The organism is Nonomuraea terrae, assembly GCF_044465245.1.
Taxonomy (GTDB): domain Bacteria; phylum Actinomycetota; class Actinomycetes; order Streptosporangiales; family Streptosporangiaceae; genus Nonomuraea; species Nonomuraea terrae.
Map to the genome: position 1 here is coordinate 169,662 of NZ_JBITLL010000006.1, position 15,137 is coordinate 184,798.

Annotated in this window: 15 protein-coding genes and 1 tRNA gene; 10 read left to right on the forward strand and 6 right to left on the reverse strand. The window is 71.2% G+C overall.

All coding sequences use genetic code 11. The features are described from left to right. Nucleotides 1-137: 137 nt before the first annotated feature. The 3 genes from ACIBP6_RS30045 to ACIBP6_RS30055 all read right to left on the reverse strand — a co-directional run bounded on the left by ACIBP6_RS30045 (nt 138) and on the right by ACIBP6_RS30055 (nt 4,039). Nucleotides 138-2,654 carry an outer membrane protein assembly factor BamB family protein gene (locus ACIBP6_RS30045; protein ID WP_397057249.1) on the reverse strand — a complete coding sequence of 839 codons (2,517 nt, stop codon included), beginning with the start codon at nt 2,652-2,654 and terminating at the stop codon, nt 138-140. Between the two features lie 102 nt (nt 2,655-2,756). After that, on the reverse strand, nt 2,757-3,467 hold the full coding sequence (locus tag ACIBP6_RS30050; protein WP_397057250.1) for a Type 1 glutamine amidotransferase-like domain-containing protein: 711 nt from the start codon (nt 3,465-3,467) through the stop codon (nt 2,757-2,759). Beyond that, nucleotides 3,464-4,039 carry a TetR/AcrR family transcriptional regulator gene (locus ACIBP6_RS30055; RefSeq protein WP_397057251.1) on the reverse strand — a complete coding sequence of 192 codons (576 nt, stop codon included), beginning with the start codon at nt 4,037-4,039 and terminating at the stop codon, nt 3,464-3,466. Before ACIBP6_RS30055 ends, ACIBP6_RS30050 begins: the two co-directional genes overlap by 4 nt. A 117-nt stretch (nt 4,040-4,156) precedes the next feature. On the opposite strand from ACIBP6_RS30055, the gene ACIBP6_RS30060 reads away from it, so the two are divergent. The 3 genes from ACIBP6_RS30060 to ACIBP6_RS30070 all read left to right on the forward strand — a co-directional run bounded on the left by ACIBP6_RS30060 (nt 4,157) and on the right by ACIBP6_RS30070 (nt 6,502). Continuing rightward, nucleotides 4,157-4,990 carry an SDR family NAD(P)-dependent oxidoreductase gene (locus ACIBP6_RS30060; RefSeq protein ID WP_132611562.1) on the forward strand — a complete coding sequence of 278 codons (834 nt, stop codon included), beginning with the start codon at nt 4,157-4,159 and terminating at the stop codon, nt 4,988-4,990. 77 nt (nt 4,991-5,067) lie between these two features. Then, entirely contained in the window at nt 5,068-6,102 is a 1,035-nt protein-coding gene (locus ACIBP6_RS30065; RefSeq protein ID WP_397057252.1) for a DUF6745 domain-containing protein, read from the forward strand. A 10-nt stretch (nt 6,103-6,112) separates the two neighbouring features. Then, entirely contained in the window at nt 6,113-6,502 is a 390-nt protein-coding gene (locus tag ACIBP6_RS30070) for a hypothetical protein (RefSeq protein ID WP_132611558.1), read from the forward strand. A 2-nt stretch (nt 6,503-6,504) separates the two neighbouring features. Here the strand turns inward: ACIBP6_RS30070 and ACIBP6_RS30075 are convergent, their stop codons facing one another. Both ACIBP6_RS30075 and ACIBP6_RS30080 read right to left on the reverse strand, forming a co-directional pair. Next, nucleotides 6,505-7,488 (reverse strand): LLM class flavin-dependent oxidoreductase, encoded by a 984-nt coding sequence (locus ACIBP6_RS30075; RefSeq protein ID WP_132611556.1) that lies wholly within the window; start codon nt 7,486-7,488, stop codon nt 6,505-6,507. Nucleotides 7,489-7,550: 62 nt separating this feature from the next. Then, nucleotides 7,551-8,120, reverse strand: coding sequence for a TetR/AcrR family transcriptional regulator (locus tag ACIBP6_RS30080; RefSeq protein ID WP_397057253.1), 570 nt, complete (start codon nt 8,118-8,120; stop codon nt 7,551-7,553). Between the two features lie 96 nt (nt 8,121-8,216). On the opposite strand from ACIBP6_RS30080, the gene ACIBP6_RS30085 reads away from it, so the two are divergent. The 7 genes from ACIBP6_RS30085 to ACIBP6_RS30115 all read left to right on the forward strand — a co-directional run bounded on the left by ACIBP6_RS30085 (nt 8,217) and on the right by ACIBP6_RS30115 (nt 12,938). Then, nucleotides 8,217-10,025 (forward strand): MDR family MFS transporter, encoded by a 1,809-nt coding sequence (locus ACIBP6_RS30085; RefSeq protein WP_397057254.1) that lies wholly within the window; start codon nt 8,217-8,219, stop codon nt 10,023-10,025. Next, nucleotides 10,025-10,459, forward strand: coding sequence for a hypothetical protein (locus tag ACIBP6_RS30090; RefSeq protein WP_397057255.1), 435 nt, complete (start codon nt 10,025-10,027; stop codon nt 10,457-10,459). Before ACIBP6_RS30085 ends, ACIBP6_RS30090 begins: the two co-directional genes overlap by 1 nt. Further along, nucleotides 10,456-10,692 carry an SPW repeat domain-containing protein gene (locus ACIBP6_RS30095; protein ID WP_132611548.1) on the forward strand — a complete coding sequence of 79 codons (237 nt, stop codon included), beginning with the start codon at nt 10,456-10,458 and terminating at the stop codon, nt 10,690-10,692. The genes ACIBP6_RS30090 and ACIBP6_RS30095 overlap by 4 nt, the downstream gene beginning before the upstream one ends. 13 nt (nt 10,693-10,705) lie before the next feature. After that, nucleotides 10,706-11,182, forward strand: coding sequence for a universal stress protein (locus ACIBP6_RS30100; protein WP_132611546.1), 477 nt, complete (start codon nt 10,706-10,708; stop codon nt 11,180-11,182). Nucleotides 11,183-11,211: 29 nt separating this feature from the next. Further along, nucleotides 11,212-11,949 (forward strand): M15 family metallopeptidase, encoded by a 738-nt coding sequence (locus tag ACIBP6_RS30105; protein ID WP_397057256.1) that lies wholly within the window; start codon nt 11,212-11,214, stop codon nt 11,947-11,949. A gap of 13 nt (nt 11,950-11,962) precedes the next feature. Further along, nucleotides 11,963-12,805 carry an NUDIX hydrolase gene (locus ACIBP6_RS30110; protein ID WP_397057257.1) on the forward strand — a complete coding sequence of 281 codons (843 nt, stop codon included), beginning with the start codon at nt 11,963-11,965 and terminating at the stop codon, nt 12,803-12,805. Nucleotides 12,806-12,851: 46 nt separating this feature from the next. Then, nucleotides 12,852-12,938: transfer RNA gene (locus ACIBP6_RS30115), tRNA-Ser, on the forward strand. A gap of 1 nt (nt 12,939) precedes the next feature. Here ACIBP6_RS30115 and ACIBP6_RS30120 read toward each other — a convergent pair. Then, nucleotides 12,940-15,084, reverse strand: a complete 2,145-nt coding sequence (locus ACIBP6_RS30120) for a MinD/ParA family ATP-binding protein (protein ID WP_397057258.1) — start codon at nt 15,082-15,084, stop codon at nt 12,940-12,942. Nucleotides 15,085-15,137 lie beyond the last annotated feature (53 nt).

Here is a 15,137-nt window from a genome sequence, read left to right on the forward strand (position 1 = left end):
GGTCAGCCGCACCCTTCCTCACCTACGACGACCTGCGGAAGACCGTCCTGGAGCAGTTGGGCGCGAGTACGCGTCAAGCCGCCCACGAGCCGGTCGCGCCGCTGACGCGAACCGGCCCGCGAGAGCCGTGCGGCGGCTCAGTTCGCTGACAGCGGGACCTCGACGCCGCTGAAGGTGTTCGCGGACGCGTCCGCCACGGTGACCGGGCCGTCGGTCCGGATGCCGAAGTGGTCGTTGCCGAACGCGTTCCCGCTGACCTTGATCGTCAGAGGGTCCGCGGACGTGACGAGCACACCGGTGGTCCGATCCCCCTTGGTGTTGTTCGTGCCGATGGTGTTGGCGCCCCCGATGACGTTGCCGGTGAAGTCCTGGCCGGCGGCCAGGCTGCGCACGCTCACCCCGGCGCCGGCGTTGCCGCTGAGGATGTTGCCGCGGACGATGTTCCCGTGCACGGCGCCGCCGGCCGCCGACGACGTCAGGGTCACCCCACCGCCCCCGTTGCCGGTGACGGTGTTCGTCTCGACCGTGGTGCCGTACACCCCGGCCTTGCCGCGGCCGGCGAGGAGGATGCCGTCGCCGAGCGGGTTGTCCTGCACGGAGTTGCCGGCGACCACGTTGTCCGCGGCCGGCCCCGCCTCGTCGCTGATGACGATTCCGGCGGCGTTGCCGCGGCTGGCGTTGTTCACCGCCTTCGAGTGGGAGCTGCCCATGAGGTGGATGCCGCCCCGGTTGTTCAGCACCACGTTCCCGACGACGGAGACGTTGTCCACGCCCCTGACGAGGATCCCGTCGCCGGCGGCGTTCTGCACGGTGAAACCGGCCACTGTGACGCCGGGGGCGCCGATCTCGATGCCGTTGGGCCGGCCGGTGGCGTCGATGACGACGTTGCCGTTCACCTCCAGCGAGAGCGGCTTGGTCACGGCGACGCCCTCCTTGTAGGTGCCGCCGCAGACGACGACCCGGCCGCCCGAGGCGACCGCGCGGACGGCCGGGTCGATCGAGCGGAACTTCGCGGTGCCGCAGGAGGTGTTCGCCCCCGTGTCGGTGCCCGTCTGCGACACGTACACCGTCCGCGGAGCGGGAGGCGCCTGCGGGAGGGAGAAGGCGTACAGCTTGTCGTTCGAGCCGTCGAACGGGAAGCCCATGGCGAGCGTCTGGTAGCCGGAGCCCCAGTAGAGCGAGCCGTCGACGATCGCCGGGCCGCCGACCACGGAGCCGCCGCTGGGGAAGGCCCACTTGACGGTGCCGGTGGCGCCGTCGAGCGCGTACATGTTGTCGCCCTCAGGGCCGAAGGTGCCTCCGTACAGAACGCCGTTGGCGGCGGAGACGAAGCTGAAGACGAGCCCGCCCTGCGGGTCGGCCGTCTGCCAGAGGATCTTGCCGGTGGCGGCGTCGAGGGCCGCCCAGAAGCCCGCCTTCGTCGTCGTCTTCACGCCGGTGGCCGAGGTGATCGTGGTCTCGATGCCGTCGGAGTTGGTGACGGCGGCGTAGATGCGGCTGCCGTCGGTCGCGGAGCCCCACTCCAGACCGCCGGCCAGGCCGCCGGGGCCGACCACCGTCCGCCAGACGATCTCACCGGTCGCCGGGTCGAGCGCCCAGTAGATGCCGCTCTTCTGGCCGATGCCGAGCAGGTCCCTCGACTTGCCGTCGATCACCGTGGTGAACAGGTTGGGCGCCGACCCGAAGTCGAAGTCAGGGCCGAACTGCTGGTCGCCCGTCCACGTGTCGGCCGTCAGGGTGTGCGTCGCCCACCTGATCGCGCCGGTCTTCCCGTCGAAGGCGATGACGGCGTCGATGTGGTTGTCGGGCGACGGCTGCTCACAGCCTGTCTCGTCCGGCTCGGCGCACACGCCCTCCGGGGTCGTGTAGTTGTTGCCGGTGGCGGCGTAGACGAGCCCGGTCCTCTGGTCGACCGCCGGGGTGCTGCCCCAGACCGCGCCTCCGGTGTAGCCCTCCGGCACGGTGTACGTCTTCCACAGCAGCTTGCCGGTGGCCGCGTCCAGGGCCACCACGCTGCCCCGGAAGGTCGGCTCCTCGGGCAGCGCCTCCGACTTGGAGGAGACGCCCACGTACACGACGCCGTCCGACACCACCGGAGAGCCGGTGATCATCGCTGCGGGGGTGTCGTCGACGACGGTGCTCCAGCGCCGCTCGCCGGTGAGCGCGTCCACGCCGAAGATGCGCGCGCCCGACAGGGTGGGGCTCTGCAGCCCGCCGTCCCCCAGCACCAGCAGGCCGTTCCAGTACGCCGGGCCCGACCGCGACACGTCCCCCTTGACGCCCGTGTAGTCGCTGACCGGTCTGGTCCACAACGCGCGGCCGGTGGCCGCGTTGACCGCGCTCAGGTTCCCGCCCCAGTCGGGCGCGTAGACCACGCCGTTGACCACGGCCGGAGAGGCCGAGACACTTCCCTTCGCCGTGAACGTCCACCGGTTGCGCAACGTCCCCACGTTGGCCGGCCCGATCGCGGTCTCCGTCGCCGCGTAGTGGGTGTTCCTGACGTTCTGCCCGGCGGACGTCCAGTCCGCCACCACGGGAACCCCGCCGGCGGCCGCTTCGGCGGCCCCCGGCAGTGCCACGGCGGCCCCTGCCAGCGCCAGGCCGGCGGCCAGCCTGCGCAGCCGCCCTCGCCGGGCACGGCTCGTTGTCGTCACTTGTGCTTCCCCCTCAAGATCATGCGACTTGCGGGAGGTAGTAGAGCGCAAAGGTGGGCGAAATATCCGCGTATTTCTACCTTGTAGAGCCCATGACCTCCGTCACGGAACCCAGGGGCGGGCGGGAAGCGCCGTCTCCTCCCCGGCCTCCACGAACCAGGCGTTGCGGTCGGGAAGGACGCTCACGACGTCGTGCAGCCGGGTGCCCACGTAGTGGAGGGCGACGCCGTCTTCCGTGGCGTAGCCGGCCGGGAGCTTCCCTTCGCGGACGAACCGGCGGAAGCTCGACCGCCGGGGCTGCTCGCCCAGGTCGTCGTGGACGCCGTTGCTGAACGGCAGGAACCCCAGCCCGTCGTCCAGCGCGTCGAGCTCGTCGCCGAAGGAGTCGGTGACGCCGCCCCGGTGCCAGCAGAGGCTGCCCGCGCTCTGGCCGGCCAGCACGACACCGTTCTCCCAGCACTCGCGCAGGATCTCGTCGAGCCGGTGCGCCCGCCAGACCGCGAGCAGGTTCACCACGCTCCCGCCGGAGACGAAGATCACGTCCTGGGCGAGGAGGTGGGCCCGCACGTCGGCCACGTTGGGCTGCGTGAACAGCTGGAGGTGCGACAGATCGGCGCCGAACGTCGCGGCCCGCGCCTTCCAGCCGTCGATGTACTCGCGCGAGTCGCCGACCGCCGTCGCGACGAGGCACACCTTGGGCCTGCGCACCTCGGCCAGCCGCATGGCCTGCCAGATCTGCACGCCGACGTGCCGGAAGCCCTCCGGCGGATACAGCACCCCTGAGCAGGCCAGGATCTGCGGCTCCCGGCTCACGGAAGGAGCGCTTCGACGAGCGAGGCGGCGGTGGCCCGCAGCCGCTCGGGGTCCTGGTAGACGCGTTCCATCACGACGATGCCGCGCGTCATGGTGATCAGTACGCGCGCCGCCTCCTCCGGCGGGATCGCGAGCCGGGCGCGGGCCTCCTCGGTCGAGATCCGTTCGCGCAGCAGCCGCTCCATGCCGTCGATCAGCTCCCGCAGCGCGCCGCGGATGCGCTCGCCCTCGGCCTTGGTGTCGATCGCGGTCTTGGTCGACAGGCAGCCGCGGGTGGGCACGCCCGTGGTCATGGACGTGATGGTGAAGTCGAAGAAGTCGCGCAACGCCTGGTCGACGTCGGGATGGGCGAGCGTGCGGGCCACCTCTCCCAGGAACTCCTCGGCGTAGCCCTCGAAGACGCGCAGGAACAGCGTCTCCTTGTCGCGGTAGGCGTTGTAGAGCGAGCCGCGCAGCACCCCGGAGGCCGTCGCGATGTCCTGCATCGAGGTCGCGCCGTAGCCCTTGAGCCAGAAGACCTCGCGGGCGCGCTCGAGGGTGCGCCGTTCATCGAATTGCCGCTGTCCGACCATGTCATCGAGCCTATGACTTGTTTGACACACTCGTCAAAGTATGTAAGCCTGACAAGTATGTCAAGGGTGTCAAAGATGCCCTGTCAGCTGGCCGTTCGCCCTTTTCAGGAGCCTCCTATGAGCTCTTCCCATCTTGATCTGCAAGGCCGCCGCACCCTCGTCACCGGGGCGGGCAGCGGCATCGGTCGCGCGCTCGCGCTCGAACTGGCCGCCCGCCACGGCCACGTGGTGCTGGCCGGCCGCCGCCCCGGCCCGCTCGCCGAGACCGCCGCCCTGGTCACCGAACGCGGCGGCACCGCGCACACGATCACCGCCGACCTCACCGCCGAGGGCGAGCCCGAGCGCGTGGTCCGCGAGGCCGCCGCCGCGCTCGGCGGCCTCGACGTGCTGGTCAACAACGCCGGGAACGTCCGGGCGGCGGCGCTGGAGGACATCGACGTGGCCGACATCGAGGCCATGATCCGGCTCAACCTGCTCGCCCCGATCCTGGCCACCCGGGCGGCGCTGCCGTACCTGCGGGAGGCCGGCGCGCGGCACGGGAACGCCGCCCTGGTCGGCATCGCCTCGGCCTCCGGCCTGGTCGGCACGCCGTTCTACGCGCCGTACGCGGCCACCAAGGCCGGGCTCACCCGGTTCGACGAGGCGGTCCGGCGCGAGCTGTACGGCAGCGGCGTGCACGTCGCCACCGTCTACCCGGGCCCGGTCGACACGCCCATGATGGCGACCACCCAGGCCGGCGCGGACCTCGGCTACGACCTGCGCCCCGTCGACGCGGTGGCGGCCGAGATCATGCAAGGGCTCGAACGCCGCCAGATCGACATCAACACCCAGACGCCGGAGCGTCGCAAGATGGAGGAGCTCAACGCCCGCGACCCGCTGGCCCTCGACGCCTCCATCGGCTCCAGGCTGGGCGAGCTGCGCGCCGCCGTCAGCACGCACCGCAGCATCTAGACAGCGCCGCGACGTTCTGTCACCATTCGAGACATGATCACGTTTGGAGGCGGCGCCGCCTCTCTCCGGTGAGCGCCATGGTGCGGCACGAAGCCGCCGCTATCCGCGAACAATGGCTGGGCCGCGCGCTCTCGACGCGCCCCACCGACCGTCCCGCCGCCGAGGCGGCCATCTCCGGGCTCTACCGCCTGATCGGCCTGTCCCCGCCGCGTTTCCACTGGGTCGCCTCACCCGCGGCCGCCCTGGAGACGATGCCACCGGGGGCGGCCCACTCCGAAACCGTCCAACGCCTTGACGCCTGGCCGGTGCCGACCCGGCTGCGCGCGCTCAGGGCGGAGCTGTGCGCGGGCGTCGACCTGCGGATCGAACGCGAACGGCAGCCGGTCGTCCAGGAGCTCCACCGGCTCCTGTGGCTCCCGCTCGGCCGGTCGATCGACGCCTGTCTCCTGCCGGCACTCAACCCGAGGACCGGCCGCTGGTACGAGGCCCAGTCCGTCTCCTGGATCGCCCATTACGACGCCCTGCGCCGTGTCGCGGGGGTGTCGTTCACCGCCGCGCAGCTCCGCGTGTTGGCACTGTGGGCCCGCGCGGCGGCGTCGTGCCACTGGTGGTGGCCCAGGCAGCACGTCTGCGTCGTCTCGGAACGGCCCGTCGCCCTGCACACGGAGGAGGGTGGCGCCCGCCTGCACAACCCGGACGGCCCCGCCCTCCGGTACGCCGACGGCTGGCGGATCCACGCCCTGCACGGCACCCGGGTGCCCGGCTGGGTGCTCACCGATCCGACGCCCGAACGCATCGCCGGCGAGCCCAACGTCGAGGTCAGGCGGAGCGCGATCGAGCGCCTCGGCTGGAGCGCGTACGTCGAGCTGGCCGGGCTGCGGCTGGTCGCCTCCGCCCCCGACCCCGGCAATCCGGGCTTCGAGCTGCGGCTCTACGACACAGGCGGGAGCAGCAGGGTGCTCCTGGCCGTCAACGGTTCACTCGAACGTGACGGGAGCCGCAGGCAGTACGGCCTCACCGTGCCCCCGTACCTCGGCGACCCGGTCGCCGCCGCCGGCTGGACCTACGGGTTGTCGGCCGATCAGTACTCCCGGCTCCTACGCAGAACCTGAAGGTGATCACATGACTGACATGTCCGTGCTCGACCAGGTCGAGCAGTCGTTGCGCATCCCCGTCCTGGAGGGCCTGCAGGCCCAGGGCGACCTCATCGTCATCCCGGTCCCCGGCCCGATCGACCCGCCCGGCGCCCGCTGGGTCCGGGTGCCCCCGGAGGGCGTCGAACTGCTGCGCGGCGGCGCCGGCGGCAACACGCACATGCTCGTCGCCGAGCCGGGCACGTGCCGATGGACCCCGCACCGGGCCGACTGGCAGGACCTCGGCGTGTTCACCGCCTCGGCGGAGGTCTATCTGCTGCACCCGGAGCACGGCGCGCTGGGCTGTGCCCCCGGCACGTATGTGGTGCGGCGCCAGCGCGAGCACGAACGCGGCGGCTCCCGGCTGGTGGCCGACTGAGGTCAGCCGAGCCCGTGGGCCTGGGCCAGCAGCTCGGCGGAGCGGATCCCCGCCTTCCTGTCGGGCGAGGAGAAGGCCACGATCAGCTCGTCCGCCCCGGCGTGCCCGGCGAACCAGTCGATGTACGCCTTGACCTCGTCGGGGTCGCCCACGGCGGAGTATTTCGCCATCTGGACGATCTGCTGACCGGCCGGCGACTCGAGGATCATGTCGGCCTCCTCGGTCGTGAACGTGCGCCCCCGGCCGAGGAACCGCGTCACCCGCTGCCGCTTGGAGGCCAGGAACTGCTCCTGCGCCTCCTCGCGGGTGTCGGCCGCGATCACGTTGAGCGCCGCGATGACGTACGGCGCGTCGAGCTGCGCCGACGGCTTGAACTCACGCCGGTAGAGCGCCACGGCCTCCTCCAGCGCGCCGGGCGCGAAGTGGGAGGCGAACGCGTACGGCAGGCCGAGCGCGGCGGCGAGCTGCGCGCCGAACAGCGAGGACCCGAGGATGTACAGCGGCACGTCGGTGCCCTTGCCCGGCGTGGCGTGCACCCCGGGGATCAGCGTCTCGCCCGTGAGGTAGCCCTGCAGCTCCAGCACGTCCTGCGGGAAGGAGTCGGCCGACGACGGGCTGCGGCGCAGCGCCCGCATGGTGTTCTGGTCGCTGCCGGGGGCCCGGCCGAGGCCGAGGTCGATGCGCCCGGGGTGGAGCGTCTCCAGCGTGCCGAACTGCTCGGCGATGGTCAGCGGCGAGTGGTTGGGCAGCATGACGCCGCCCGCTCCGAGGCGGATCGTCCGGGTGTGGGCGGCCACGTGGGCGATGAGCACACTGGTCGCCGACGAGGCGATGCTGTCCATGTTGTGGTGCTCGGCGTACCAGATCCGCAGGTAGCCCAGCTCCTCCGCCCGCTGGGCCAGCGCCACGCTCGCGGCGAAACTGTCACCCGCCGTCTCGCCCTCGCCGATGAACGCCAGATCAAGGATGGACAGCGGCAGAGCCATGTGTACGCGCCTTTCGCAGAGCCGGTTCGACCTGGCATATGCCAACAGCAGCGGACACGCCCTTATTTCACGCCGTCGGCCAGGCACGCCTCGAAGACGGCGGTCAGGCGGTCGACGTCGGACGGGGTGGGCTTCTGGGGCCCGACGCGGCGGCGCATCGCGCCGATGCCCAGGAAGACCGAGGCCGCCATGCGGGCCCGCGAGGGCGCGTCGGGCCCGGTGAGTTTGTCCTCCAGCGGGTTGAGCACCGCCGTGATCATCCGCTCCCTGGCCGCTCCCTGCACCTCCGGGTGGCCGGCGAAGCGTTCGAGCGTGCGCAGGATCGGGCTCTCCGGCGGGTGCTGCATGCGCTCGGCCGCCCATTCGGCCAGCCGGCGCGGCAGGCAGTCGCTGTCACCCTCGAAGAGGGTGGCGAAGGTCGGCTCACCCTGCAGCACGGCGGCGAACAGGCCGGCCTTGGAGCCGAAGTAACGGCCGACCAGCGCGATGTTGGCGTCCGCCGCCGCCGCGATCATGCGCACGGTCACCTGTTCGTAGCCCTGCTCACTGAACAGCTCGCGGGCGGCCTGCAAGATCCGCTCCCGGGTGGCCTCGCGGTCGCGCGGCCTGGCCTCCGTCACCTGGGGACTCATGCCCGCACTCTACTCAACGAACCCCGACTTACCGTGCGGCTAGTAAACGGGCGTATACTCAACTCGGATAATTTTGCAAGAAGGGGATGTGGTGTCTTGGTAGCCCAAGCGCAGGCCGCATCCCCCGCGAAGCGGCAATACACCCACCGCGAGATCCTCGAGGTCATGTCCGGGCTCATGCTCGCGATGCTCACGTCGATGATCTCGACTTCGGTGGTGGGCACGGCACTGCCGACGATCGTGGGGGAACTAGGCGGTCAGGACCAGTACTCATGGGTCGCGAGCGCGACCATGCTGACGATGACGGTGTCCACGCCGTTGTGGGGCAAGCTGTCCGACCTGTTCGGCCGCAAGCTGCTCTTCCAGACCGCTCTCGGCCTGTTCGTCGCGGCGTCCCTGGTGGCGGGCCTGTCCCAGAACATGGGACAGCTGATCGCCGCCCGTGCCGTCCAGGGCCTGGGTGTCGGTGGCTTGTCGGCTCTGTCGCAGGTGATCCTGGGAGACATCGTCTCCCCGCGCGAACGCGGCCGCTATTCCGGCTACATGGGCGCCGTGTTCGGCATTTCCACCGTGGCGGGGCCGCTGCTCGGCGGCTTCATCGTCGACGCCAGCTGGCTGGGGTGGCGATGGTGCTTCTACGTGGTGGTGCCGTTCGCCGTGGTGGCGTTCCTGGTGATCCAGAGGGTTCTGCGACTTCCCCCGGTCAAGCGGAACACCTCGATCGACATCTGGGGTGCCACGACCATCACCGCCAGCGCGAGCGGGCTCATGCTGCTGCTGACCCTGGGCGGCAACGAGTTCGAATGGAACTCGTTCTGGACGTACGCCCTGTCGGCCTTCAGCCTGCTCATGCTCGCCGGTGCGGTGTTGTCGGAGCGGACCGCGCGTAACCCGATCCTGCCGCCGCGGCTGTTCCGCAACCGTACGTTCGTGCTGACCAGTGCCGCCTCGCTGTTCGTCGGCATGGCGATGTTCGGCGCGATGATCTACCTGCCGCAATACCTGCAGATCGTCAAGGGCCTCAGCCCGACCAACTCGGGCCTGATGACGCTGCCCATGGTGTTCGGGCTCTTCCTGTCCGGCGTGATCTCCGGCAAGATCGTCACCGAGACCGGCAAGTGGAAGATCTTCCCGGTCATCGGCATGTTGCTGGTGGCCCTGGGACTCTTCCTGCTGTCCCGGCTGCACGTCGACTCCAGCCAGTGGGTCATCGGCTTCGACGTGGCGGTCCTCGGCGTCGGGCTCGGCATGTCGATGCAGATGCTCATCCTGGCCGCCCAGAACGGCTCGGAGATGCGCGACATGGCGGCCACCACGTCGGGCGTGTCGTTCTTCCGGTCGCTCGGCGGCGCCGTCGGCGTGGCGGCGTTCGGCGCCATCCTGAACAACCGTCTCAAGGACGAGATGGCCGAGATGCTCAAGGCCGCGCACATCGCGGTGCCCGGCGGCGGCTCGGACATCAAGCTCGGCAGCCCCGACGCCATCCAGCACCTACCCGGACCGATCAAGAACATCGTGCTGGAGTCGTTCACCCGGGGCCTGGAGACCGTGTTCATCGTGGGCGTGCCCATCGCGCTGCTCGGTTTCCTGGCCGCGCTCTTCCTGAAGGAGCTGCCCCTGCGCGGCGGGAACACGCCCACCGCGCCCGCGCCGAAGCCGCTCAGCAAGGACGACCTGGTCCTGGCCGGGCTGCTGCTCGAACTCATCGCCCAGCGCGTCGAGCGGGTGAACGGCGAGCGCTCCGCCCTGCTCACCGCGGTCGCCAAGATGGCGCCGCCCGACGATCGCCCCGAACGCGAACGGGCCTGGACGGTGGCGCAGACCGTCCTGCGGCCCACATCACGGGCGCTGATCGCGCAGGCTTCGCCACCAGAAAAAGACCTCGTATCAGGAGGAATCTCGTAATGATTCGCAAGTTCGTAGGCGCGGTCGCCGCAGCCCTGGCCGTGCTGGCCGGACTGTGGCTGATGATCGCACCCTTCGCCCTCGGTACGCAGCCCGAGGACGCCGACTGGACGAACGCCACCCAGACCGAGTTCTTCACCGGTCTCGGCGTGGCCGTCGTCGGCCTCGTGGGCGTGATCGCTTTCGTGCTGGCCATTCACGAGACCTTGGTGGTGCGCGGACTGGTGGTGCCGAAGCCCAAGGCGGAGCCGGAGCCGGAGCCGGAGCCCGAGCCCGTCCCCGTGCAGCCGCAGGCGTCCTCCGCCGAGCTGGCCACCCTGCTCGCGCCGCTGGTCGAGGCGCTGCGTGAAGACTTGAACACCCCCTCGCGCCCCGGCGGCGAGCACCGCCAGAACGGCAGGGGGTCCCTGGTCGGAGTGGAGGAGACCCGATGAGAGCCAAAGTGGGCATCACCGCCCTGGTCCTGCTGTTCCTCGGCGGCCTCTGGCTGGTCGCCGCGCCGTTCGCGGTCGGCTACCAGCCGCGCGGCGACGAGTACGCCGACGCGACCGTCAACGACCTGTGGGTCGGCGGCGCACTCGCGGCGCTCGGGTTCGTGGCCCTGGTGATCTACGCGGCCGACGTGCTGCGCGAACTGGCCTCCCGCGGCAAGCACGCGGACGTCTGACCCGGGAAGTGCCGTGTTCGGCATCGGCGAGGACCCCCGGTGGGAACCGGTGTCAGGCCGGCGCCCCAGTGGGCGGTTCGAGATCGGCAAGGACGGAGCCGGCCTGCTCGTCGTGGGCTTCGACGGATCGGGCCCGAGCCGCAACGCGCTCGCGTACGCGGCCGGGCTCGCCCGCCGGGACGACGCCGCGCTGCTCGTCGCCTTCGTGGAGTCACTCAACAGCGCCACACTGTGGTTCTTCGCCGGGTCGCCGGTCATCCCCGACTCGGCCACCGACCTGCGCGACGACCTGCGGGAGGAACTACGCGGCGCCGCGGTCCCGTGGGCGTTCGTGAGCATGCGCGGTGAGGCGGCCCGCGAGCTGGAGACGCTGGCGAGCACGTACATGGCGGACGCGATCGTGGTGGGGCGCTCGCGTTCGCCGTGGCGGCACTCGGTGGCCGCCACCCTGGCCAAACGGGCCCGTCGTACGGTGCTGATAGTCCCTTGACCTGGCCGGACGTCGCATATGGTGGCTAGATGAAACGTACAGCCGCCCTGGCGTTCGCGGTCATCGCGTCCGTTGCGTGCGGCGCGGCGGGTCCGGCCGCCGCACCACCCGCGACGGCCGCGCCCGCGGCGCCGCAATCACCGACACCCGAGCCGACCACCGGCTCGCCGACCACCGCGACGCCGAGCCCGACGGCTCCGCCCACGTTCAGCGCGAAGGTCTCGCGGGTCTCCCGCGACCGGCTGCCCTACTCCTGGCGGCCCGGCTGCCCGGTCCATCACCGGGATCTGCGCCTGGTCACACTGACCTACTGGGGCTTCGACGACAAACCGCACACCGGCGAACTGGTCGTACGCGAGAACGTCACCGACGACATCGTCACCGTCTTCAGGAAGCTCTACGACTGGCGCTGGCCGATCTATCAGATGAAGCTGGTCGACGCCTTCAAGGCCGACGACTACGACTCCATCGACGCCAACAACACCTCGGCCTTCAACTGCCGCCAGGCGACCGGTTCGACCAGCTGGTCGAACCACGCGTACGGCGAGGCCATAGACATCAATCCGCGGCAGAACCCCTATGTCACCGCGGACGGCGACACCGCCCACGACAATGCGAGAAAGTTCACCAAGCGCCCGGCAAAGGGTAAAGGTGTAATCAACCCGGGTGACAAGGTGGTCAAGGCCTTCGCCCAGGTCGGCTGGGAGTGGGGCGGCTACTGGTCAGGCACCAAGGACTTCCAGCACTTCAGCAAGGGCGGAGGCTGAGAGGAACGCGCTCATGGCTGTTCAGGACGGCGACGGCTGGACCGAATGCGCCCAGGGCCACCGGCACTGGGGCGTCCACGGTGCGTCAGGGCTGCTGCTCGTACACCATGACGAGGTCGGCATGCCGTACGTGCTCATGCAGAAACGCTCCTGGTGGAGCCACCACGGCGGCACCTGGGGGCTGCCCGGCGGAGCACGCGACAGCCACGAGGACGCCGTGGCCGGCGCGCTGCGCGAGGCCCGCGAGGAGGCCACGCTCGGCGGCGACGGATTCCGGGTGCAGGGCGTCTACCTCGACGACCACGGAGGGTGGGCGTTCGAGACGGTGATCGCCGAGTCGGACGAGCTGCTCGCCGCCGCTCCCGCCAACAGCGAGAGCACCGAGATGCGCTGGCTGCCGCTGCCCGAGGTCGCCGAGCGCCGCCTGCATCCGGGGTTCGCCGCCAGCTGGCAGCACATCCAGGGCGCCCTCAAGCCGGAGACCATCGTGCTCGACGTGGCCAACATCGTCGGCGCGCGGGCCGAGCACGGCTGGTGGCGCGACCGGCTGGGCGCCGCCACCCGGCTGCTGCGCGACGTCGCCGGGCTACGGCTGGAACACCCGGTGCTGGCTCAGTGGTATCCGCGAATCGTGGCGGTCGTGGAGGGCGCGGCCAGGACCGCCCCCGACGTGCCCGGCATCCAGGTCGTCGCCGCCACCGGCAGCGGCGACGATGCCATCGTCGACGTCGTACGCCGGGCCAAGCCGTGGGAGCGCGTCCTGGTCGTCACCGCCGACAGGGCGCTGAAGGAACGCGTCGCCGAGCTGGGCGCCGAGACCGCCGGCCCCAAGTGGCTGCTGGCGAAGCTCGGCTGACCGTACCTCCTCGCCACCACAGCCGCTATCGTGGTTTCCGCACACGGGAGGGTTCGCATAGTGGACGAGTGCAGCCGCCTTGAAAGCGGCCAGGTCAGCGATGGCCTCGTGGGTTCGAATCCCACACCCTCCGCTCACTCGCGCAGGGCGGTGAAACCGTCCCCCACGCTGGCGGCCAGCTGCAGGTAGGCGTCGCGCGTCGCCTCCTGGAGGCGGTCGAGGTCGATCTCCGCGCCCTCCTCCAGATGCGGGTCGTACGGCACCCGCACCACCGCGCGGCACCTGGCGGCGAAATGGGCCTCCAGCTTCTTGATGTCGACCGCGGACTTCGACCGGGGCCTGACGCTGCACAACACCACGGTGGCGTTCTTCACCAGGTCGCCGTAGTGGTGGGCCTCCAACCAGTCGAGCGTCGCCGAGGCCGCCCGCGCGCCGTCCACCGACGGCGAGCTGACCAGCACGATCTGGTCGGCCATGCCGAGCACGCCGCCCATGGCCGAATGCAGCAGGCCGGTGCCGCAGTCGGTGAGGCAGATGGAGTAGAAGTTCTCCAGCACCTCGGCGACGGCCTGGTAGTCGGAGCCGCTGAACGCCTCCGAGACCGACGGGTCGCGATCTGAGGCCAGCACCTCCAGCCGCGAGGGCGCCTGCGAGGTGAACGCCCTGATGTCGACGTACCTCTTGACCTGCTCGCGCTCGTTGAGCAGGTCGCGCACGGTGGCCGAGGTCTCCAGGGCCAGCTTGTCGGAGAGCGTGCCGCGGTCGGGGTTGGCGTCGACGGCGATCACGCGGTCGCCGCGCACCTGTGCCAGCGTGGCGCCCAGACCGACCGTGGTGGTGGTCTTGCCCACGCCGCCCTTCAGGCTCAGCACCGCGACGCGGTGGTGGCCGGTGGTGACGGGCGTGCGGGCCCTGGTGATCAGCTCGCGCCTGCGGCGCACCTCCGGCGGCTCGCCCGGCTTGATCCAGCCACCGGACGCCTTGTAGACCATGCGCCGCCACCCCTTGGCGGGGGCGTTGCGGCGTCCGCGCAGGAGGGTGTCGGGGTCGAGGCTGTCGACGGTCGGCCGGCCGGTGACCGGGGGGCGCGGCGGTGCGTTGAACACGTGGACCGGGGCCGGTCGGTGGCGCGGCGGCGTCGGCGGGATGTCGCGGTCGGCGGGCCGCCACTCGGGCTGCTCGCTCGCCTGCGGACGCTCACCCGGCCGGGGCCGCTCGCTCGCCTGTGGACGCTCAGCGGGCCGTTCGTGCAAACGCTCGCCCGGCCCCTCGTGCAGACGCTCGCCCGGCCCCTCGTGCGGGCGTTCGTGCGGGCGTTCGGACGACTCGGTCGGCTCCAGAGACTCGACCGGTCGCGGACGTTCCTGCGCCTCCATCGGCTCGGGCCGCTCCTGCGGACCCGTCCAGTCCGTCCCACCCTGCGGGCCTGTCCACTCCGGCCGCTCCTGCGGGCCCGTCCACTGCGGGCTCGCCTCCGGGCTCGACCACCGCGGGCGCTCCTGCGGCGGCTCGGGCCACGGGGAACGTTCGCGCGACTCGGGCTCCGGCGCGGCGGCGCCCGGCCAGTGCGGCAGGTCGGTGCGCGGCAACGTCTCGGAGGCCTCCGCCCACTGCGGCGGCTGCGACGGCTCGGCCGGCCGCTCCTGCTCGGGCTCCGGCTGCTCCGGCCACTGCGGGACGCGCGGCTGGATCTCATCCCGCGAGGACCGTTCGCCGTCGTCCCCGGACGGCTCCTCATCCGCCCGCGCGGGCTCGTCGCCGAACCACGACGGCGGCGCCTCGGCGGCATCCTCCGGCTGCTCGGCGGCGGGCTTGGGCGGCGTGAACGACAGCCGGTAGGTGTCGGTGTCGTCGGGCCGCGGCAGCGGCTTCAGCGGCGCGAGGAACGCGTCGTCGGACGAGCTCCGCGGCGGGAGCTCGTCCCTGGCGACCGCGCGGGTCTCGTCGGCGTCCTCGGCGACGTCGTCCCCGGCGTCCCGCCCGGTCGCGTGCACCGTCTCGTGCCCGGTCGCGTGCACCGTCTGGTGCCCGGTCTCGTGCGCGGGGTCCTGTGCGGTGTCGTGCACGGAGTCGGCCGCGGCCCGGAACAGCGGCGGGGGCGGCGTCTCCGGCGGGGTCACCAGCCGCCAAGGATCCTTGGGGTACGGCGAAGCCACCGGCTCGTCCGCCGACGCGGAAGAGGCGCCGACGGAGACGGGCGTCGTCTCCTCCGTCTCCTTGATCGCGTCGAGCCAGGCCAGCTGTTCCTCGAGAGATTCTTCTCGATCGTGTCTTGCCACCGTGTTCCCCCTCGGGTGGGTCTAAAGGGGCAGCAAATACCTTGCAGGGTAAC